This window comes from Actinacidiphila sp. bgisy167 (assembly GCF_965342175.1).
GTDB lineage: Bacteria > Actinomycetota > Actinomycetes > Streptomycetales > Streptomycetaceae > Actinacidiphila.
Genome location: NZ_CBDRBL010000074.1, coordinates 1 through 19,299 on the forward strand (window position 1 = coordinate 1; position 19,299 = coordinate 19,299).

Here is a 19,299-nt window from a genome sequence, read left to right on the forward strand (position 1 = left end):
CGGCATACCACCGGCCGTCCCGCTGGTGGACCAGGTGGTGGGCGGCGAGGCTGTCGATGTGCCGTGCGATGGTGGCCGGCTGGTAGCCGACCGTGGCACTCAGGGCGTCGATGGTCGTCCCGTCGCTGCCGGCCGCGCGGAGCTGCTGGAGGGTCTTCAGTGCCGTGCGCGCGATACCGGACTCCTCGGGGCGGGGCGCGGCGGGATGCGGCACGGCGGGCGCCGCGACCGCCGTCGGGGACGGCACGGCGGAAGACGTCGTGACAGGGGGCGCGGCCGGGCCGGGGACGGATGCGGCGACCGCGGTGGGCGAGGGGGCCGCAGGGCCGGGCGCGGTCGCCGGTTCCGCCGGGGTCGGTGCGGCGGCGGTGTCGGCGCGGACGGGGGCGACGGGCCTCGGCGTGCGATTGACCGTGCGGTGCTTGCGGCCCTTCTGGTGACGGCGGGTGCTCATCGGGCGGTCCTCCTTCGCTGTGATCTTGAAGGCCCAACGGGGGACCGCCGCCGGAGTCACGCAGATGCACGCATGCGGGGGAACCGGCCGCGGCGGGGAATGCCCGCGGGCACCGCCGCCGTTGTACGAGGGACGGGTCGGACCCGAGGAAGGGAGTGCCCATGCCCCCCACGGACAGCCGTCGCGGGCACCGTGTCGACGCGGTGCCCGGCACGGAGCACGTGACCGTCACGATCGACGGCAAGGTCGTGGCCGAGACCCGGCGGCCGGTACTCGTCCACGAGACCGGACTGCCGGTGCGCTACTACATCCCGCCGCAGGACGTGGACCTCGCGCTCTTCCGCGGCAGCGACACCCGCACCACCTGCCCGTACAAGGGTGTCGCCTCCTACTGGTCGTACGGCGGCCACGAGGACGTCGCCTGGGCCTACGAGGAACCGCTCTCGTCGGTGCCAAAGATCACCGGCCACCTCTGCTTCTACGACACCGTGGCCGAGGTCGCGGTCTCCGACGCCTGATGCGGGGACGGTGCGCGCCGGCGCACCGTCCGCCGGCTCCTCGGGACCCGTGGGGCGGGGCTCCGCGCCGCACAGGCAGCACGACCGTTCGGTTTCCTCGCACGACGGCCGCCGGGGAGCAATGATGGTCACATGGCGAATCCGACGATTCTGACCGTCGACGACGATCCCGCAGTCTCCCGAGCCGTCGCCCGCGACATTCGCCGCAGGTACGGTGACCGCTACCGGGTGGTGCGGGCCACCTCGGGGGACGAGGCCCTCGGCGCGCTGCGGGAGATCAAGCTGCGCGGGGAGCAACTCGCGGTGATGCTCGCCGACTACCGCATGCCGAAGATGAACGGGGTGGAGTTCCTCGAGGCGGCGATGGACCTCTTCCCGCTCGCCCGCCGTGTGCTGCTCACGGCCTACGCCGACACCAGTGCGGCGATCGACGCGATCAACATCATCGACCTCGACCACTACCTTCTGAAGCCGTGGAGTCCGCCGGAGGAGAACCTGTATCCGGTGATCGACAACCTCCTGGAGGCGTGGCTGGCCACGCCCGATCCGACGGCGTCGGAGACCCGCGTGGTCGGCCACCGCTGGTCGGCACCCTCCTTCAAGGTCCGTGACTTCCTCACCCGCAACCTGGTGCCGTACCGCTGGGTGCCCGCGGAGGAGCCCGAGGCGGAGCAGTTGCTGACCGCGGCAGGGCTGACGTCCGCCGACGTCCCGCTGGTCGTGACCGCCGACGGGACCACGCTGGTGCGGCCCACGGAGGCCGAGCTCGCCGCCCACGTGGGGCTGAGCACGGTACCGGCCTCCGACTTCTACGACCTGGTGGTGGTCGGCGGCGGCCCCGCGGGACTGGGCGCGGCGGTGTACGGCGCGTCCGAAGGCCTGCGCACGGTGCTGGTGGAGCGCCGGGCGACCGGCGGTCAGGCGGGGCAGAGCAGCCGCATCGAGAACTACCTCGGCTTCCCGGACGGCGTCTCCGGCGCCCAGCTGACCGACCGGGCCCGCCGCCAGGCGACGAAGTTCGGGGCGGAGATCCTCAGCACGCGTGAGGTGGTCGCGCTGGAGGCCGCGGGCAGCGGACGCGTGCTGTCCTTCGGCGACGGCACGTCGATCGCCGCGCACACCGTCGTGCTGGCGACCGGGGTCGCCTACCGGCGGCTGGAAGCGCCGGGGCTGGCGGAGTTCACCGGCGCCGGGGTCTTCTACGGCTCCGCCATGACCGAGGCCATGAACTGCGCGGGTCAGGAGGTCTACATCGTCGGCGGGGCCAACTCGGCGGGACAGGCCGCCGTCTACTTCTCCCGCACCGCGTGCCGGGTGCACCTGCTGATCCGCGGCGCGGACCTGCACCGCTCGATGTCGCAATACCTGATCGACCAGATCGCGGCCGTCGACACCATCCAGATCCACCCCTGCACCGAGGTCGTCGGCGGCAAGGGCGGCAGCCACCTGGAGCAGTTGCTGCTCCGCGACGCGAAGAGCGGCGACGTCAGCACCGTGGACGCCTCGTTCCTGTTCGTCTTCATCGGCGCCGAGCCCCGCACGGACTGGCTGGAGGGAGTGGTGGCCCGGGACCGGCGCGGATTCGTCCTCACCGGTCCCGATCTGATGGCCGGCGGCAAGCGGCCCGCGGGCTGGCCGCTCCCCCGCGACCCGTACCACCTGGAGGCCAGCGTGCCGGGCGTCTTCGCCGCCGGCGACGTGCGGGCGGAGTCGGTCAAGCGGGTGGCATCCGCGGTCGGCGAGGGCGCGATGGCCGTGTCCCTGGTGCACCGTTACCTGGAGGCGCAGTGACCACGACGGACCGGCTGTCGCCGGAGCAGTTGCGGACCCTCTTCCTCTTCGAGTCGCTCGGCGAGAAGCAACTGGACTGGCTGGGAGAGACGGGCCGGGTGGAGCGGGTCCCGGCGGGCAGCCCCGTCTACGCCGAGGGCGATCCGGCGACCTGCTTCTATGTGCTGCTGAGCGGTACGGTGTCGCTGGGCCGGATCGTCCACGGCGACGTGATCGAGGTGAACCGCACCGACAAGCGGGGGGTCTACGCCGGGGCGACACAGGCCTACGTCGGGGACCGGGTGGAGCAGACCTACCCCAACTCCTTGCGGGCGGTGACCGACTGCGCCTTCTTCGTCATCCCGGCCGACGAGTTCGCCAAGGCGATGCGGCAGTGGTTCCCGATGGCGGTGCACCTGCTGGAGGGGCTGTTCTTCGGCTACCGCAAGCAGAACACCATCATCGGGGAGCGCGAGCGGCTGCTGGCGCTGGGCTCGCTGTCCGCCGGGCTCACCCACGAGCTCAACAACCCGGCCGCCGCCGCCGTGCGTGCCACCTCGGCGCTGCGCGACCGGGTGGCCGGCATGCGCCACAAGCTGGCGATGATCGCGGACGGCCGGCTCGACACCCGGCAGCTGCACGGACTGGTCGAGCTGCAGGACACCGCGATCAAGCGCATGGCGTCGGCGCCCGAGCGGTCGGCACTGGAAGCGTCCGACGCCGAGGACGAGCTGACGGACTGGCTCGAGGAGCACGGCGTGAACGGCTCCTGGGAACTGTCCTCGACACTCGTCGCGGGAGGCGTGGACACCGAGTGGCTGGACTCCGTGGTCGACACGGTCGGCGAGGAGCGGCTGGAGGCCGCGGTGCGCTGGCTCACGTACACCCTCGACAGCGAACTGCTCATGGGCGAGATCGACGACGCCGTCACCCGGATCTCCGGACTGGTGGGGGCCGCGAAGCAGTACTCGCAGCTCGACCGGGCCCCGCAGCAGACGGTGGACGTGCACGCGCTGCTCGACGCGACGCTCACCATGCTGCACGCGAAGATCCCCGGCGGGGTGCGGGTCGTCAAGGAGTACGACCGCGGTCTGCCGCAGATCCAGGCCTACGGCGCCGAACTCAACCAGGTGTGGACCAACCTCGTCGTCAACGCCCTGGACGCCATGGGGGGTTCGGGCACCCTGACGCTGCGGACCTCCTGGGACGGCGCCGACCGGTTGCTGGTGGAGGTCGGCGACACCGGTCCCGGCGTGCCGCCGGAGATCCGTCCGCGGATCTTCGAGCCGTTCTTCACCACCAAGCCGGTGGGCGAGGGGACCGGGCTGGGCCTCGACATCTCGTACCGCATCGTGGTCAACAAGCACCACGGCGACATCCGGGTCGAGTCGAGCCCCGGCGACACGCGCTTCATCGTCTGCCTGCCGGTCGCCCAGCCCGCGACGCCCCCTGGGGAGGTCCGGACGCCGCGCTGAGCCCGGCGCCGGGGCGCGAGGGGATCAGGCCACCGGGCTCTTGGGGGGTGCTCCGGCGCGCTCACGGCGGACGGGGAGCTGTTCGGCCGCGCCCTTCAGCGAGCGCAGGGCCAGCAGCAGCACACCGATGTCGTCGATGAGGACGGGGTCGGGCAGCAGGTCCACGGGGCAGACCAGATAGACCAGCGCGGCCCAGAACGCCAGCTTGCCCGAACGCGGGACGTCCGCGCTGCGCAGCAGCGAGCGGATGCGCGCCATCTTCACCACGAGCACCACGGCCACGCCGAGCATCGCCGCGACCGCCACGGCGGCGATCACGAGGGCCACGGTCGACCAGTCTCCCAGGTCCATGTCAGTCTCCCTCGTCGCGGTCTACCCGGCCGGTGTGTCGGGAAACGGTATCCGACCCGGGACGGGGACGAGGCATGCCCCCGCCCCTGCGCGCGGCCGCGGGCCTGCGGGGCACACGTCGACTCCCGCCCGGCCTGGGGCGGTGCTGCGGGCGCCGGGGCCCGGGTCGTACCGGGCACGACAGGCGGGAAGCCGCCTGCGGCCCGGCGCGCTGATGACCCGCCGTCACACGCCGGCCGCCGGCACGCCTTCCGCTCGCGGGCCCGGCCGCCGGACGAAGGCGGACAGCCGGCGGTAGGCGCCGCGCAGCTCACGCCGGGCGAAGTCCTCGCGGACGTCGATCAGGGCGCCGTGGGAAGCGGTGGGGTCGACCGTGAAGCGGTCGTGCCAGCCGCCGCCCGAGGCGATGATCACGGGAGTGCGGACCCCGTCGAACTGGTCGGCGGTGATGTCGACGCGCAGGCCGTTCTTCTCGATCCACGCGTGACAGGCCCGGTTCTCCCAGCCGCTGACGTACCTCCACACCCCCTGTCCGTTCTCGTAGAGGTACTGGCCGAGAAGGATGGAGGCGTCCCCGCAGGAGCCGTACGGGAAGCGCTCCAGGGAGACCAGGCCCGGGTCGGGGCAGTCGACGATCGCCTGCCGGAATCCGAGGACCAGGGTGCGGAGTTCGGACACCCGCGGAGTCTAACCCGGTGAAGATCGTTTGCGGTTGCCGTGGACATCTCCTGACGGCTCCGGGCAGACGTTGCGCACGCGGGGCAGCGGGTGCGCGCGCCGGGCTCACGCAGCCGGCCGGCGCCGCGCCTGGAGCACCTCGCCCACGGCGACCGCCGCCGCCGTGGCGACGCCCCCCAACGGCACCGCCGCTCCCCCGCAGAAGGTGCTCGCCAACACCGCCAGCGCGCCGGCGGGCAGCACCACATGCTCGGCGAAGCCGCGCTTGGCGCTGCGGGAGTGGATCAGCCAGACCGTCAGCAGGAAGAGCGCGGTCGGCAGCGTGACGGCGGCCGCGGCGGCCTCCTGCGAGATGTGCGCCTTGTGCACGGCCTGCTCGACCACCACTTCGAGCCCCGCGCCGATGGCCGCGGCGGAACCGAAGACGAGGTAGTGCCCGTAGCCCCACAGGAACGCCCGCGTGCTGCTGGTGAGGTGCTGGTGGATGGGGACGGCGAAGTAGATCCAGTAGGCGGAGAAGACGATCAGCAGTCCCCCGACCGCGACGGGCAGCAACTCGCCGAGCGCCGAGAACTCGTCGACGGCGGACTGCACGGCCACGGTCGCGGCGGCCACCGACTCGCCGAGCACGATGATGGTGAACAGGCCGTAGCGTTCGGAGATGTGGTGCGGGTGCCAGGAGGTGCGCTGCGACCGCTCGGCGCAGGCCGGCACCGCCAGCTCTGCGGCGGCCAGGACCAGGAAGCCCCAGTTCCACGCGCCTCCGGGCAGGAGCAGCAGGACGACCCAGCCCACCTGGACGGCGATCAGGCCGGTGGCGTAGCGCAGGGCCGTGGTCCGCGCCGCCCCCGCCGCGTTGCGTGCCGCGCGCAACCACTGGAAGGCGAGTGCGACGCGCATGATGATGTAGCCGGCCACGGCGATCGAGAAGTCGTTCGCGTCGAAGGCGCGGGGGACACCGGCCGCCAGGACCAGGACGCCGGTGATCTGGACGAAGGTGGCGATGCGGTAGGGCACGTCGTCGGTGTCGAAGGCCGAGGCGAACCAGGTGAAGTTCATCCACGCCAGCCAGATCGCGAAGAACACCAGGCAGTAGCCGAGGATGCCGTGGCCGGGGTGGCCCTCGGCGACCGCGTGCACCAGCCGTACCCCGGCCTGGGCGACCGCCACCACGAAGCAGAGGTCGAAGAGCAGCTCCAGCGGCGTGGCGACCCGGTGCGGCTCGTGCGGGTCGCGGGCCGTCATCCGGATCAGCGGACGGAAGCGGCGGCCCGACGGGGCGGGGGCGTGATCGGTCATCCGCGCATAGTAGGCGGCGCGCCCGTGCCCGCGCCCTGACAGGACCGGGCGCGGGCACGTGAGCAGGGGGACGTGAACGGGGGACGGCCGACGCGGCGCGGGCGGCGACCGCGGCGGGACGACGGGTCAGCCGGCGCAGTCGCCCTGGAGCAGCCCGGCGCGCAGCCGGGCCAGGGTGCGCGAGAGCAGTCGCGAGACGTGCATCTGCGTGCACCCCATGATCTCACCGATCTGAGCCTGCGTCAGCTCCTCCACGTAGCGCAGGTGGAGCAGCTTCCGCTCGCGCTCGTCGAGCTGCACCACGAGCGGTGCGAGGGAGCCGAGATCCTCGACGAGCTCCATGGCGGGGTCGACCGCGCCGATGAAGTCGGCGAGCACCGTCTCCCCTTCGTCGCCGTCGTCGCCGCTCAAGGCCGCGTCCAGCGAGGAAGCGGTGTAGCCGTTGGACGCCACCTGGGCCTCGACGACCTCGGCCTCGGAGATGTCCATGAGCGCCGCGAGCTCGCTCACCTTCGCAGCGCGGCCCAGGCGTGAGGACAGCTCGTCCCGGGCACGGGCCAGTTCCACCCGGCGCTCCTGGAGGCGGCGCGGCACGTGCACCGCCCAGGTCGTGTCGCGGAAGAACCGCTTGATCTCACCGACGATGTACGGCACCGCGAAGGTGGTGAACTCGACCTCGCGCGAGAGGTCGAACCGGTCGATGGCCTTGATCAGCCCGATCGTCCCGACCTGGACGATGTCCTCCATCTCGTCGCTGCGGTCCCGGAAGCGCCTGGCCGCGAACCGGACGAGGGACATGTTCATCTCGATGAGGGTGTTGCGGGCGTACTGGTACTCCTCGGTGCCCTCCTCGAGCACCGTCAGGCGCTCGAGGAAAAGCTTCGACAGGCGGCGTGCGCTCGTGGGAGCCACGCTGCTCGGGTCGGTGATCTGCGGCAGCACGTCCGCACCGGGAGTGTCCACATCGGCGCTCGTCCCGCTCACGTGGGCGATCACGGCTCCTCCTCGCACCTCAGTACCTCTGCACCTTCGGGTATGGCTTTCCTTGCGTTGCCGGTGCGGATACCCCCTCCTGCGCGAAGCATTCCTCTTTTGTCATCCGGGGACCGTGGATCGTCCCGGGGCAGCGTATGACCGGCCAGTGGGGGCACACCCAGGATGGGACCGATGATGCCAACGGGGTGATCGTGCGTGTACAGCATCGAGCCGGACACGGAGGGCGTGGGAGCCGTGCGGCCTGCCACTGCGGACCTGTCGCCGCCCACCACCGTCGGCGGGGCGCGCGACTTCGCGCGCGCCCGGCTCACGGGTGTCGATCCTGATCGGGTGGAGGACTGCCTGCTGGTCGTCTCCGAACTGGTCACCAACGCCTTCCGCCACGGCGGCGGGCTGGCGGCCCTCGAGGTGGTGGCGTCCCCGGACGCGATCCACGTCTGCGTCCAGGATCACAACGACCGGCTGCCTGTCCCGACCCAGCCCTCCGCCGGCTTCCTGCCCGGCGGCTACGGCCTGCACCTGGTGCGCCGGATCGCCCGGGACATCCGCGTGACGCCGCTCCGCACGGGTGGCAAAATCGTCCGCGTCCGTCTGCCGCGCTGAGCTTCCGGGCCTCACCGCCGTACGTGTGGGCGAACGGATCGCGGCAACAAGCCTCTTGGGTGCGCGAGGACCCGCACCACGGTCGGATCGAACGTCGGGGCCGGATCGGCCCCCGGGAGGCACACCATGACCACGGGCATCATCATCGGCGCGGTCGTCGTCGTCCTGGTCGCCCTCGCCGCGGTCGTCACGACGCGGCAGGGCGGCACGAGACGGCTCAGGCGCCGTTTCGGACCGGAGTACGAACGCGCGGTCGCCCGTCATGACGGCGACAACGAGGCGGCACACCGGGAGTTGCGAGAGCGCGTCGACCGGTACGGCGGACTGAACCCCACGCCGCTGAGCCGAGGGCAGGCCGAGGAGTACCGCGTCGCCTGGGCGGCGCTGCAGGAACGGTTCGTCGACTCCCCCATCGAGGCGGTGCGGGACGCATCGCGGCTGCTGGACCGGTTGGCGCACGACCGGGGCTTTCCGGAGCACGCCTCGGGCGAGCAGATCGACGCCCTGTCGGTCCACCACCCGCGGCGCCTTCAGGCCTACCGTGACCTGCGCGCGGTCTCGGATCCCGGGAGCGACGGCGATCGCGCCCCGGCGGGCACCGAGGAACTGCGCGCGCGGCTGCTGGGAGCCCGGGCGCTGTTCGACGACCTCGTCGCGGAGGACGAGAAGTCCCTGAGCACCGCGCGCGAGGGCGGTGCGGGTGGCCGAGACCCCGGCCGCGACGACTCCCACCGCTTCCGCATGCCGTCCCGGAGCAGCCGATGAACCCCGCACACGAGCACCGCGAAGCCGGCGCGACGGCCGGGAAGGACACGACGGCAGGCAGCGCCGAGGCCGAGGAGACCGTCCTCAGCGGACGCGACGAGCGCTCGGCGGCCCACGGCGGGCCGACGTCCACCACCGACGCCGCCGCCCGCGAACCGCGGAGGGGGACGGGGACCGCGGCGGAGAGAGGCGGGCCGCCCGCCGCGCGCCGCCCCGCCGGTCGGCACCGGCCCGAGGACGCACCACACGCCACCGAGGCGAAGGACCAGGCAGCCGTCGGGAGGCCCGCGCCGAAGAAGGGGGACGGAAAGCGGACACCGTCCGCGGCGGAGGGGAAGGCCGGCGACTCCGCACCGGCCGTGAGGGAGGAAAGGCCTCAGGTCCCCGAACGACCCGAGACCGCCCCGGGTGCCACGCGGGAGTCGCCGGTACCCGCCCCCACCGCTCCGCCGCACCCGGACGGTGCGGTGGACACGCTGCGGCAGCGGCTGCGGCACGCGGTCGGCGGCTTCGTCGACGATCCGCGCCAGGCCGTCGAGGAGGCCGACGAGCTCCTCGGCGAGGCCACCGAGCGGCTGTGCGGCGAACTGCGCAGCCGGCGCGACGCACTGCGCTCGGGCCGGCGGGACGGCGGGCGCGAAGGGGGCCGGGACGGCCACGAGGGGGACGACACCGAGAAGATGCGCCTGACCCTGCAGAGCTATCGCGACCTCGTCGACCGGGTCCTGCGGTTCTGAGGACCGCACCGCGCGCACGGCAATACCGGCGGTGGCCGGGAAACCCGGGGTTTCCCGGCCACCGCCGGTCTGCCGACCGTTCCGGCTCGCGGGTCAGTCGCCCCGATGGCGGAACCGGGCCCAGTACGGCAGCCCGTACCAGCAGACCACGTACCAGCAGAGAACGCCGACGACGAGCCAGGGCACATAGTCGTCGTGGGTCGCGGCGCGCAGCACCAGCAGCAGGGCCGAGGCCATCGTCAGCAGCAGCAGCACGAGCCCGACGAGGGTGAGCCGGGAGGCCCAGCGCACGGCCTGCGGCTTGATGCGGCGGCCGGAGACGATGCGGTGGAAGGAGACGGGGCCGATGAGCGCCCCCGTCGCACAGGCGCCGAGGACGACCGTGACGATGTAGATCGTGTGGTCGGTCGTCCCGAGATCCTCGTAGCGCGGGGTGAACACGACGGTCAGCAGGAAGCCGAAGAGGATCTGCACACCCGTCTGGGCAACCCGCACCTCCTGGATCAGCTCGCTCCACTTCCGGTCGGCGCGCTCGTCCTCGGTCTCGTCGCGCCCGTCTCCCGGGCCGGTCCGTCTTCCCGCGCCGTCACTGGACATGGCACCCTCTCACAGGTCGGTCTGGCTCCTCACAGCTGACTTACCATCAGCGTCCCGGCCACGCCCTGCGGCGCGGCTGGGGCGTCACGACAAGGACGGCGACCGGGCTGGTCGCCGTCCTGTGAGCGGTCCGGCCGCCGCCGCACGGGACGGCCGGACCGCGGTGCTCACCGCCGCGCCCTGCCGCGCGACAGCAGGCTCACTCCGACGGCCGCGAGGCCGATCTGTATCAGCCACTCGATCCAGTCGACGCCGGCCGTGTCGGCGACGCCGAGCCCCTGGGCGATCGCGCTGCCGAGGAGGGCCGCCACGATGCCGACGACGATCGTCCACAGCACCCCGATCGACTGCCGCCCCGGCACGAGCAGACGCCCCAGCACACCGACGATCAGACCGATCACGATGGCACTGATGATGCTCGAGATCTCCATCTCCACCTCAACCCCGTCTCGTCCGGCTCAGACCGGAAGTGTGTTCGCACCACGCGGATACCCCCCGCCGGGCACTCCACGCAGCGCACCGGCGCGCCGGAGGACCTGTGGGCCGCCGTACCGCCTGGGTGTGTTCCGGCCGCGACGGGGCAACCGGTGCATCGGAGGCAGTCGGGGGCATGGAGGATGCGAGTGGACACGACGGCGGGTGCGGGCGCGTTTCGGCCCGGGACGCAGGGGAGGAAGGCGATCCGCGCCGGGGCACGGGCGGGTCTCGCGGCCCGCGGGGTCGTCTACGCGCTGCTGGGGGTGCTGGCGCTGCGGGTCGCCTTCGACGGCTCATCGGAACAGGCGGACCGCGGCGGCGCGGTGGCCCGGCTCGCGGCGCAGCCCTTCGGCGGGTTCCTGGTCTGGGCCCTTGCCGCGGGGTTCGCCGGGATGACGTTGTGGCGGCTGTCGGAGGCCGCCTTCGGCGCGGCGGGGCCGGACGGGCACACGGCGGGCAAGCGGCTCATGTCCGCGGCCCGGGCGGTGTTCTACGCCTTCGTGACGTACTCCGTGGCGGCCTTCGCGGTGGACGGCTCCTCCGGCGGCGGTTCGAGCGACGCGGCCTCCAAGGACGTCACCGCGCGCGTCCTGCACTGGCCCATGGGCCGCTGGCTGGTGGGAGCGGCCGGCCTGGCCCTCGCCGGAGCCGGGGTGTGGATCGCCGTACGGGCGCTGCTGCGCCGCTTCCGCAAGCACCTGCGGACCGGCGCGATGTCACCGCGCGTCCGGAAGGCGGTCGACTTCCTCGGGGTCGCCGGAGGCGCGAGCCGGGGGGTGGTGTTCACCGCCGCCGGCTGCTTCGTCGTCGTCGCGGCGGTCCGCTTCGACCCCGACCGGGCCAAGGGGCTGGACGACACACTCCGTACCTTCCGCGACGCCCCTGCCGGGCCATGGCTGCTGGCGTCGATCGCGGCCGGCCTGGCGCTGTTCGGGGTGTTCTCCTGGGCGATGGCGCGCTGGCGACGGGTCTGAGCGGCGGCGAGCGGGGGCGCATCCGGTACATCCCGGACGCCCGTCCGACGCCGCACCGCAGGTACGTCCCCATGCTGCCACGTCTGCACCGGCTCTTGGGCGACCGATAGGGGCCGCACGGCGCGGGCGGCCGGGTCGCCGCGGGATGCCGCGCGTCGGCGGGTCCCGGGGGGCCACCGGCCGGCAGCGTTCGGCGTCCCGACATGCCGCACCCGGCGGCGCCGGTTCAGCGCTCCGGGGGTTCCAGCACCCTCACGGGCACCCGCCGCACACGGGCGGCGGTCACTGCGGGCCGCTCCAGGCGAGGTGGACCACGGCCAGGTCGTCGTCCAGGCCACCGTGGCCCGCGGCCAGGGCCTCGGCGCGCGCGATCAGGGTGTCGACGAACTCCGGGGCGGGCAGCGCGGCGTACTGCCTGGCCAGGGCCAGCAGGCCCTCCTCGCCGAGCCGGCCCTCGTCCGTCCGGCCCTCGAACAGGCCGTCCGTGAACAGCGTCAGGGACTGGCCGGGGCGGAGTTCCAGCCGGCCCTCGGGCCACTCCCCCGTGCCGGGCGCCACGCCCATGGCGGGCCCGCGGGGCGGCTCGGCGTATTCCACGGCGCCCTCCGGGGTCAGGATGAGCAGTCCGTGGTGGCCCGCCCGCCATACCCGGGCGCTCCGGCGGTCGGGGGCGAGGGTGAGAACGACGGCGGTGGCGAAGATCTCGGGGGCGGCGCGTTCGGCCACCAGCACCTGCTCCAGCAGCGCGAGTTGGCGGGCGCCCTCAACCCCGGTCAGCACCAGGGTGCGCCAGGCTATGCGCAGTCCGACGCCGAGCGCGGCTTCGTCGGGCCCGTGCCCCGACACATCCCCCACAAGGGTGTGGACCACGCCCTCTGCGGTCTCCACGACGTCGTAGAAGTCGCCTCCGAGCAGGGAGTCGGGCCGACCGGGACGGTAACGCGGCGTGACGGTGACGTCGTTGGTGCGCAGCATGGGCGACGGGAGCAGCCCGCGCTCCAGACGTGCGTTCTCCTGGGCACGCATCTGACTGGCCCGCAAGGCGACGGCCGCGCGTTCGGTCTGCTTGCGCTGGACCGCGTAGCGCAGCGCACGGCCGAGGAGTTCGCCTTCCACGCGGCCCTTGACCAGGTAGTCCTGGGCTCCCGCGGAGAGCGCTGCCAGGCCGGTCGGCTCCTCGGCGAGGCCGGTGAGCACGACGACGGCGGCGCGGTCGGTGAGCGCCAGGGCGCGGCCGAGGGCGTCGAGGCCCTGCCCGTCGGGCAGGTGCAGGTCCAGCAGGACGCAGTCGGCGGGGCGCGCGGCCAGCTGGGCGCCGGCCTCGGCGAGTGTGCGCACCCAGCGTAGTTCGACCGCCACCCCGCTGTCGGCGACCAGTTCCTCGACGAGCAGCGCGTCCCCCGCGTCGTCCTCGACAAGGAGGACGGAGAGCCGGTTGTGCCGGCCGTCACCCTGTCTGGGGATGACGCCCTCGGGGGGCGTCAGTGTGTTGCCTTCCACATCGTCTCCCCACCCCGGGGCGCCCCGGTCTGGGGCACGGGATCGTGCGTGAACGGCACATTGGCCGGCGCCCTTGGGACAGTGCCGGCAGTCCGGTCACCGCCGTCCGGCAACAGTAGTCGAAGGCGGCGATCACCAGGAGGTCCGGGAGTGACCCGCACTCATGCCCGCTGACGGTACTTCAACTGATGTGCCGCGACGGCGGGGAGAGGTCCGCTGGGCGGATCGGCCGGGTCGCGCGGCCGGGGCGCGCGGCCGGTCCGCGGCCCCCGAGTGCGGGCGCCGCCGGGCTCGGCGACCGGGGTCGCGGCGGGGTCGGAGACGGCGGGCGGCACGGCCGGGGTGCGGGCCGGGGCGCCGCCGTCCCTCCGGGCGGCACGGCCGATCCCCATGGCGGCGGGCCGCCCCCGCGCGTGGGCACCCGTCAGCCGTCGGTGAAGGTCTCGCCAAGTTCGGCCTTGCGCACCAGCAGCTCCGGCGCCGCGAAGCGCTCGCCGTAGGCGGCCCGCAGTTCCTCGGCGCGGGCGAGGAAGCCGGCCGGGCCGCCCGGGTACCCGTTGACGTACTGCAGGACCCCGCCCGTCCACGCGGGGAAGCCGATGCCCAGGAGCGAACCGATGTTGGCGTCGGCGACGGAGGTGACGACGTTCTCTTCCAGACAGCGGACGGCGTCCAGGGCCTCGGCGAAGAGCATGCGCTCCTTGAGGTCCTCGAAGGGCACCGCCGCCGCCTCCGGCCTGGTGAAGTGCTCGCGCAGTCCGGGCCACAGGCCGGCCCGCCCGCCGTCCGCGTAGTCGTAGAAGCCGGCGCCGCCACTGCGTCCGGTACGGCCGAACTCCTCGACCATGCGGTCGATGACGGCGTCCGCGGGGTGCGGACGCCAGGTGCCGCCCGCCTCCTCCACCGCGCGCCGCGACTCCGCGCGGATCCTGCGGGGCAGGGTGGGCGTCAGCTCGTCCATCAGGGCGAGCACCTTGGCCGGGTATCCGGCCTGGGCGGCCGCCTGCTCCACGGTGGCGGGGTCGACGCCCTCACCGACCATGGCGACGCCCTCGTTGATGAAGTGCCCGATGACCCGCGAGGTGAAGAAGCCGCGCGCGTCGTTGACGACGATCGGTGTCTTGCGGATCTGCCGGACCAGGTCGAAGGCGCGGGCGATCGCCTCGTCGCCGGTGCGGGCGCCCCTGACGACCTCGACCAGCGGCATCCTGTCGACCGGCGAGAAGAAGTGCAGCCCGACGAAGGCCTCGCGTCGCTGCACGCCCTCCGCCAGAAGGGTGATGGGCAGGGTGGAGGTGTTGGAGCAGAGCAGGGCGTCGGGGGCGACGACGCCCTCGATCTCCTGGAAGACCTTGTGCTTGAGGGCCGGGTCCTCGAAGACCGCCTCGATGACGGCGTCGCAGCCCGCCACGGCCTGCGGGTCGGCCGTGGGACTGATCCGGGCGAGCAGCTCGTCCCGCTTCTCCTGAGAGGTGCGGCCCTTGGCCAGGGCCCTGTCGAGGAGTTTGGCGGAGTACGCCTTGCCGCGCTCGGCGGCCTCGGCCGTGACGTCCTTCAGGACGACCTCGATGCCCGCCCTGGCGCACGCGTAGGCGATGCCCGCACCCATCATGCCGGCGCCGAGCACTGCCACCTTGGCGACGGTGCGGGCCGGGAGGCCCTTGGGGCGGCTGGCGCCGGAATTGACGGCCTGCATGTCGAAGAAGAAGGCCTGGATCATGTTCTTGGCGATCGGGCCGGTCACCAGCTCGGTGAAGTAGCGGGACTCGACGGCGAAGGCGGTGTCGATGTCGACCTGGGCGCTCTCCACGGCCGCGGCCAGGATGTTGCGCTGCGCCGGGTAGGGGGCGCCGGCGAGCTGCTTGCGCAGGGTGGCCGGGAAGGCCGGCAGGTCGGCGGCGAACGCGGGGGTGCTCGGGGTGCCGCCGGGGATGAGGTAGCCCTTGGTGTCCCAGGGCTGCGCGGCGTCGGGGTGGGCGTCGATGAAGGCGCGGGCCTTGGCGAGCATGTCGTCGCGGTCGGAGGCCACCTCGTCGACCAGCCCGTTCTCCAGCGCGCGCCGCGGGTCGTAGCGGGTGCCCTGCAGCAGCACCTTCAGCAGCGCGTCGGTGATGCCGAGCAGCCGCACCGTCCGGACGACCCCGCCGCCGCCGGGGAGCAGTCCGAAGGTGGCCTCGGGCAGGCCGATCCTCGAGCCGGGCGCGTCGAGCGCGACGCGGTGGTGGCAGGCCAGCGCGATCTCGTAACCGCCGCCCAGGGCCGCGCCGTTGATCGCGGCGACGACGGGCCTGCCGAGGGTCTCGATACGGCGCAGGTCGCGCTTCATCCTCATGCCGGCCTCGAAGATCCTCTGAGCGTCCCCGGGACCCGCCTTGATCATGTCCTTGAGGTCGCCGCCGGCGAAGAAGGTCTTCTTGGCGGAGGTGACGATGACGCCGCGGACCGCGTCGCGTTCCGCCTCCAGACGGTCGGCGACGTCCCCCAGGGACTGCCTGAATGCCTGGTTCATGGTGTTCGCGGACTGGTCCGGGTCGTCCAGGACGAGGGTGACGACCCCGGTCTCGTCCTGTTCCCAGCGGATGGCGGTGTTCGTGGGCGCAGCGGTCATGTCGGCGGCTCCGTAGCGGGATGAAGCGGGACGGGAGGCGGGAGGCAGGTCTGGGCGCGGGAACGGTCAGAGGCGCTCGACGACGGTGGCGATGCCCATGCCGCCGCCGACGCACAGCGTGGCCAGTCCGTACCGCTGGTCGCGGCGCTCCAGTTCGTCGACGAGGGTGCCCAGGATCATGGCGCCGGTGGCGCCGAGAGGGTGGCCGAGCGCGATGGCGCCGCCGTTGACGTTGACCTTGTCGTGGCTCAGGCCCATCTCCCGCATGAAGCGCAGGACGACAGCCGCGAACGCCTCGTTGATCTCGACGAGGTCGATGTCGTCGACGGTGAGCCCGGCCTTGGCGAGCGCCTTGCGGCTGGCGGGGGCGGGGCCGGTGAGCATGATGGTGGGGTCCGCGCCGGAGACGGCGGCGGAGACGATGCGGGCCCGCGGCGTCAGGCCGAAGCGTTCGCCCGTCTCCCGGTTGCCGATGACCACGAGGGCGGCGCCGTCCACGATGCCGGAGGAGTTGCCCGCGTGGTGGACGTGGTCGATCTTCTCGACCCAGTGGTACTTCTGCAGCGCGACGGCGTCGAAGCCGCCCGCCTCGCCGATGCCGGCGAAGGACGGCTTGAGCCCGGCGAGGCTCTCCGCGGTGGTGCCGGGCCGCAGGTGCTCGTCGCGGTCGAGGACGACCAGGCCGTTGCGGTCGAGGACGGGGACGACCGATCGGTCGAAGCGGCCCTCCTTCCACGCCTGCGCGGCACGGGCCTGCGACTCGGCGGCGTAGGAGTCCACGTCGTGGCGGCTGAAACCCTCGATGGTGGCGATGAGGTCGGCGCCGACGCCCTGGGGCACGAAGCCCGTGGTGTAGCTGGTCAGCGGGTCCATGGCCCACGGACCGCCGTCGGAGCCCATGGGGACGCGGGACATCGATTCGACGCCGCCGGCCAGCACCAGGTCCTCCCAGCCCGAACGGACCTTGGCGGCCGCCATGTTGACGGCCTCCAGGCCGGAGGCGCAGAAGCGGTTCTCCTGCACGCCGGCCACGGTCTCGGGCAGTCCGGCGGCGATGGCGGCGGTCTTGGCGATGTCGGAGCCCTGGTCGCCGATCGGGGTGACGACACCGAGCACGATGTCGTCGATCGCGGCCGGGTCGAGGCCGGGCAGCCTGCGACGAAGTTCGTCGATGAGCCCGGTGACCAGGTCGATGGGCTTGGTGCCGTGGAGGGAGCCGTTGGCCTTGCCGCGCCCGCGCGGGGTGCGGATGGCCTCGTAGACGTAGGCGTCGGTGCTCAACGTCGGGTGCCTTTCGATGAGGGTGCGGTGCGGGTGACCATACGGGCGCTCGCCGTGCGCCGGCGGCCGGCTACGGGAGCCGGTCCCCGGCCTGCCCGGCGACGGTGGCGGGCGCCGCGGCCCCGGGGGCGGGCGCGGGGAGGCCCCAGTCGCGCGCGACCTCCGCGGTGTGCGCGCCGGGCAGGGCGGGCGGCCGCCGCAACGCGCCGGGGGTGGCGGAGAAGCGCGGGGCGGGCGCGGGCTGGGTGACGCCGCCGGGGTCGGCGAAGGTGCCGCGGGCGGCCAGGTGGGGGTGGGCGACGGCCTCGGCCAGCGACAGCACCGGCGCCGTGCAGGCGTCGCTGCCCTCGAAGACCTCCGTCCACTCCTGGCGGGTGGCGGACTTGAAGCGTGCCGCGATCAGAGCGCGCAGTTCGTCCCAGCGTCCGAGGTCACCCCGGTCCGGAGCGTCCGCGGGGAGGCCGAGCAGCCGGGCGAACTCCGCGTAGAAGGCGGGTTCCAGGGCGCCGACGGCCATCCACCCGCCGTCGGCGGTCTCATAAACGGCGTAGTAGGGGCAGCCGCCGTCCAGCAGGTTGGCGCCGCGCCGGTCCTGCCAGCCGCCGGCGGCGACCATACCGCGGATCATCGCGCCGAGATGGGCGACGCCGTCGACGATGGCCGCGTCGACGACCTGGCCGGCGCCGGTGGCGCGGGCGTGGTGGAGGGCCGCGAGCACCCCTGTGACGAGATAGAGGGAGCCGCCGGCGTAGTCGCCGAGCAGGTTGGCCGGGATCGCGGGCGGTCCTTCACCGGGGCCGATCATCCCGAGCGCCCCGGCGACGGCGGTGTAGCCGATGTCGTGCCCGGCCCGCGGGGCGAGAGGCCCGTCCTGGCCCCAGCCGGTCATGCGGCCGTAGACGAGGCGGGGATTACGGGCGTGGCAGTCGGCCGGGCCGACGCCCAGGCGTTCGGCGACGCCGGGACGGTAGCCCTCCAGCAGGACGTCGGCGCGGTCGGCGAGCTCCAGGACCAGCCGGACGCCCTCGTCGCTCTTGAGATCGGCGATCACGGAGCGCTTGTTGCGGTTGGTGATGTCGTACGCCGGGTCGATCCCGAGCGGGGACCCGCCGGGCCGGTCGACGCGGACGACGTCCGCGCCGAGGTCACCGAGGAGCATCGCGGCGAACGGCGCCGGACCGATCCCGGCCAGCTCCACCACACGCACCCCGGCGAGCGGCCCACCGGCCGCCGCCACCCCCCGCCGCGCCCGCGCCCCGGTCATCGGCACCCTCCGGCCTCGCGACGAGCATGACAGTATCGCTGTAACACCGACGACACCGACGACACTGGCGATGCTAGGGATGCGTGCCGGCGTTGACAAGCGCCGAAGCCCCGGCGGGGCGCGGGTCGGGGGAGGATCACCACCATGGATGAGGCACTGTGACCGAAGCCCTGGGCGACGCGTGGACGCGCGCCGTCCTGCACGGCAACGCCGTCCGGCTCCTCGGGATCGCGGCGTGACGCCCGCTCCGCGACGGCCCCACGGCCCCGAGGCGATCGCCACGCCGTGTCTGCTGCTGGAACCGCTGAGGGTGGAGCACGCCCAGGAGATGGCCGCCGTGCTCGGCGACCCCGCGCTCCACGCGTTCATCGGCGGCGTCCCGTACGACGAGCCCGGCCTGCGCGCCCGCTACTCCCGCCTGGTGGCCGGCTCCGGGGACCCCGCCGTGTCCTGGTGGAACTGGGTGGTCCGGCTGCGTACGGAGGACCGCCTCACGGGCACCGTACAGGCGACGGTGGCCTGGGACGCCCCCGACGGCGCGGTCGCGGAGGTCGCCTGGGTGGTCGGCACCGCCTGGCAGGGCCGCGGCATCGCCTCCGAGGCGGCCGCCGCCCTCGTCGCCCGGCTCGCCGCGCTCCCCGTGGACCGCGTCATCGCCCATGTGCACCCCGCGCACCGGGCCTCCCGGTCCGTCGCCGCCGCCGCGGGCCTGACCCCCACGTCCGCCGTCGTGGACGGCGAGATCCGCTGGCAGCGCCTGATCGCCCCGTCCGCCGCCGCGGCGCCGGGCGGCTGACGCCGCCGGGAGCCGGTACTCCGCCACGACGACACCAGCGGGCCGCCGCGGGCGGCGTTACGGGGCCGCGGGGCCACCGTGCTGGAGGATGTCCCCGCCCAGGACATCCGGCACATCCCGGACGCCCGTCCGACGCCGCACCGGAGGTACGTCCCC

Annotated in this window: 19 protein-coding genes; 8 read left to right on the forward strand and 11 right to left on the reverse strand. The window is 73.5% G+C overall.

The window, feature by feature from the left end; all coding sequences use genetic code 11:
* A partial coding sequence (locus tag ACRWND_RS23995) for a helix-turn-helix domain-containing protein (protein ID WP_431952762.1) occupies positions 1-454 on the reverse strand: 454 nt, incomplete at its 3' end.
* 161 nt (positions 455-615) lie between these two features.
* On the opposite strand from ACRWND_RS23995, the gene ACRWND_RS24000 reads away from it, so the two are divergent.
* The 3 genes from ACRWND_RS24000 to ACRWND_RS24010 all read left to right on the forward strand — a co-directional run bounded on the left by ACRWND_RS24000 (position 616) and on the right by ACRWND_RS24010 (position 4,217).
* Positions 616-972, forward strand: a complete 357-nt coding sequence (locus ACRWND_RS24000; protein WP_431952764.1) for a DUF427 domain-containing protein — start codon at positions 616-618, stop codon at positions 970-972.
* Positions 973-1,104: 132 nt separating this feature from the next.
* Positions 1,105-2,763 (forward strand): FAD-dependent oxidoreductase, encoded by a 1,659-nt coding sequence (locus tag ACRWND_RS24005; protein WP_431952766.1) that lies wholly within the window; start codon positions 1,105-1,107, stop codon positions 2,761-2,763.
* Complete coding sequence (locus ACRWND_RS24010; RefSeq protein ID WP_431952768.1) at positions 2,760-4,217, forward strand: ATP-binding protein; 1,458 nt, start codon at positions 2,760-2,762, stop codon at positions 4,215-4,217. Before ACRWND_RS24005 ends, ACRWND_RS24010 begins: the two co-directional genes overlap by 4 nt.
* A gap of 24 nt (positions 4,218-4,241) precedes the next feature.
* On the opposite strand, the gene ACRWND_RS24015 is transcribed toward ACRWND_RS24010, so the two are convergent.
* From ACRWND_RS24015 to ACRWND_RS24030, 4 genes are all read right to left on the reverse strand, one after another.
* Entirely contained in the window at positions 4,242-4,568 is a 327-nt protein-coding gene (locus tag ACRWND_RS24015; RefSeq protein WP_431952770.1) for a YkvA family protein, read from the reverse strand.
* Between the two features lie 225 nt (positions 4,569-4,793).
* A complete protein-coding gene (locus ACRWND_RS24020; RefSeq protein ID WP_431952771.1) occupies positions 4,794-5,246 on the reverse strand; it encodes a hypothetical protein in 453 nt (150 codons plus the stop codon).
* Positions 5,247-5,351: 105 nt separating this feature from the next.
* Positions 5,352-6,545, reverse strand: coding sequence for a low temperature requirement protein A (locus ACRWND_RS24025; RefSeq protein WP_431952773.1), 1,194 nt, complete (start codon positions 6,543-6,545; stop codon positions 5,352-5,354).
* Between the two features lie 126 nt (positions 6,546-6,671).
* The gene (locus tag ACRWND_RS24030) at positions 6,672-7,541 is read right to left on the reverse strand and encodes a SigB/SigF/SigG family RNA polymerase sigma factor (protein ID WP_431952775.1); all 870 of its coding nucleotides are present in this window, start codon (positions 7,539-7,541) and stop codon (positions 6,672-6,674) included.
* Positions 7,542-7,736: 195 nt separating this feature from the next.
* Here ACRWND_RS24030 and ACRWND_RS24035 point away from each other — a divergent pair, with 195 nt between their 5' ends.
* From ACRWND_RS24035 to ACRWND_RS24045, 3 genes are all read left to right on the forward strand, one after another.
* A complete protein-coding gene (locus ACRWND_RS24035; RefSeq protein WP_431952777.1) occupies positions 7,737-8,144 on the forward strand; it encodes an ATP-binding protein in 408 nt (135 codons plus the stop codon).
* A gap of 126 nt (positions 8,145-8,270) precedes the next feature.
* Positions 8,271-8,909, forward strand: coding sequence for a hypothetical protein (locus ACRWND_RS24040; protein ID WP_431952779.1), 639 nt, complete (start codon positions 8,271-8,273; stop codon positions 8,907-8,909).
* Positions 8,906-9,646: a hypothetical protein gene (locus tag ACRWND_RS24045; RefSeq protein WP_431952781.1), complete on the forward strand. Its 741-nt coding sequence runs from the start codon at positions 8,906-8,908 to the stop codon at positions 9,644-9,646. The genes ACRWND_RS24040 and ACRWND_RS24045 overlap by 4 nt, the downstream gene beginning before the upstream one ends.
* Positions 9,647-9,739: 93 nt before the next feature.
* Here ACRWND_RS24045 and ACRWND_RS24050 read toward each other — a convergent pair whose 3' ends face one another.
* Together ACRWND_RS24050 and ACRWND_RS24055 are read right to left on the reverse strand one after the other, a co-directional pair.
* Positions 9,740-10,243: a DUF6328 family protein gene (locus tag ACRWND_RS24050; RefSeq protein ID WP_431952783.1), complete on the reverse strand. Its 504-nt coding sequence runs from the start codon at positions 10,241-10,243 to the stop codon at positions 9,740-9,742.
* Between the two features lie 167 nt (positions 10,244-10,410).
* Positions 10,411-10,674, reverse strand: coding sequence for a GlsB/YeaQ/YmgE family stress response membrane protein (locus tag ACRWND_RS24055; RefSeq protein ID WP_431952785.1), 264 nt, complete (start codon positions 10,672-10,674; stop codon positions 10,411-10,413).
* Positions 10,675-10,860: 186 nt separating this feature from the next.
* Here ACRWND_RS24055 and ACRWND_RS24060 point away from each other — a divergent pair, with 186 nt between their 5' ends.
* On the forward strand, positions 10,861-11,694 hold the full coding sequence (locus ACRWND_RS24060) for a DUF1206 domain-containing protein (protein ID WP_431952787.1): 834 nt from the start codon (positions 10,861-10,863) through the stop codon (positions 11,692-11,694).
* A 282-nt stretch (positions 11,695-11,976) separates the two neighbouring features.
* Here ACRWND_RS24060 and ACRWND_RS24065 read toward each other — a convergent pair whose 3' ends face one another.
* From ACRWND_RS24065 to ACRWND_RS24080, 4 genes are all read right to left on the reverse strand, one after another.
* On the reverse strand, positions 11,977-13,194 hold the full coding sequence (locus ACRWND_RS24065) for a PP2C family protein-serine/threonine phosphatase (protein WP_431952789.1): 1,218 nt from the start codon (positions 13,192-13,194) through the stop codon (positions 11,977-11,979).
* A 424-nt stretch (positions 13,195-13,618) separates the two neighbouring features.
* Positions 13,619-15,802 (reverse strand): 3-hydroxyacyl-CoA dehydrogenase NAD-binding domain-containing protein, encoded by a 2,184-nt coding sequence (locus ACRWND_RS24070; RefSeq protein WP_431952791.1) that lies wholly within the window; start codon positions 15,800-15,802, stop codon positions 13,619-13,621.
* Positions 15,803-15,868: 66 nt separating this feature from the next.
* Entirely contained in the window at positions 15,869-17,083 is a 1,215-nt protein-coding gene (locus ACRWND_RS24075) for an acetyl-CoA C-acetyltransferase (RefSeq protein WP_431952793.1), read from the reverse strand.
* A 70-nt stretch (positions 17,084-17,153) separates the two neighbouring features.
* Entirely contained in the window at positions 17,154-18,347 is a 1,194-nt protein-coding gene (locus ACRWND_RS24080) for a CaiB/BaiF CoA transferase family protein (protein WP_431952795.1), read from the reverse strand.
* 235 nt (positions 18,348-18,582) lie between these two features.
* Between ACRWND_RS24080 and ACRWND_RS24085 the strand changes: the two genes are divergently transcribed.
* A complete protein-coding gene (locus tag ACRWND_RS24085) occupies positions 18,583-19,143 on the forward strand; it encodes a GNAT family N-acetyltransferase (RefSeq protein ID WP_431952797.1) in 561 nt (186 codons plus the stop codon).
* Positions 19,144-19,299: the final 156 nt, after the last annotated feature.

Coding starts and splice junctions, on each gene's coding strand:
- ACRWND_RS24060 (WP_431952787.1), top strand. CDS start 10,861: ATGCGAGTGGACACGACGGCGGGTGCGGGCGCGTTTCGGCCCGGGACG.
- ACRWND_RS24080 (WP_431952795.1), bottom strand. CDS start 18,347: ATGACCGGGGCGCGGGCGCGGCGGGGGGTGGCGGCGGCCGGTGGGCCG.
- ACRWND_RS24040 (WP_431952779.1), top strand. CDS start 8,271: ATGACCACGGGCATCATCATCGGCGCGGTCGTCGTCGTCCTGGTCGCC.
- ACRWND_RS24070 (WP_431952791.1), bottom strand. CDS start 15,802: ATGACCGCTGCGCCCACGAACACCGCCATCCGCTGGGAACAGGACGAG.
- ACRWND_RS24045 (WP_431952781.1), top strand. CDS start 8,906: ATGAACCCCGCACACGAGCACCGCGAAGCCGGCGCGACGGCCGGGAAG.
- ACRWND_RS24005 (WP_431952766.1), top strand. CDS start 1,105: ATGGCGAATCCGACGATTCTGACCGTCGACGACGATCCCGCAGTCTCC.
- ACRWND_RS24050 (WP_431952783.1), bottom strand. CDS start 10,243: ATGTCCAGTGACGGCGCGGGAAGACGGACCGGCCCGGGAGACGGGCGC.
- ACRWND_RS24015 (WP_431952770.1), bottom strand. CDS start 4,568: ATGGACCTGGGAGACTGGTCGACCGTGGCCCTCGTGATCGCCGCCGTG.
- ACRWND_RS24025 (WP_431952773.1), bottom strand. CDS start 6,545: ATGACCGATCACGCCCCCGCCCCGTCGGGCCGCCGCTTCCGTCCGCTG.
- ACRWND_RS24000 (WP_431952764.1), top strand. CDS start 616: ATGCCCCCCACGGACAGCCGTCGCGGGCACCGTGTCGACGCGGTGCCC.
- ACRWND_RS24055 (WP_431952785.1), bottom strand. CDS start 10,674: ATGGAGATCTCGAGCATCATCAGTGCCATCGTGATCGGTCTGATCGTC.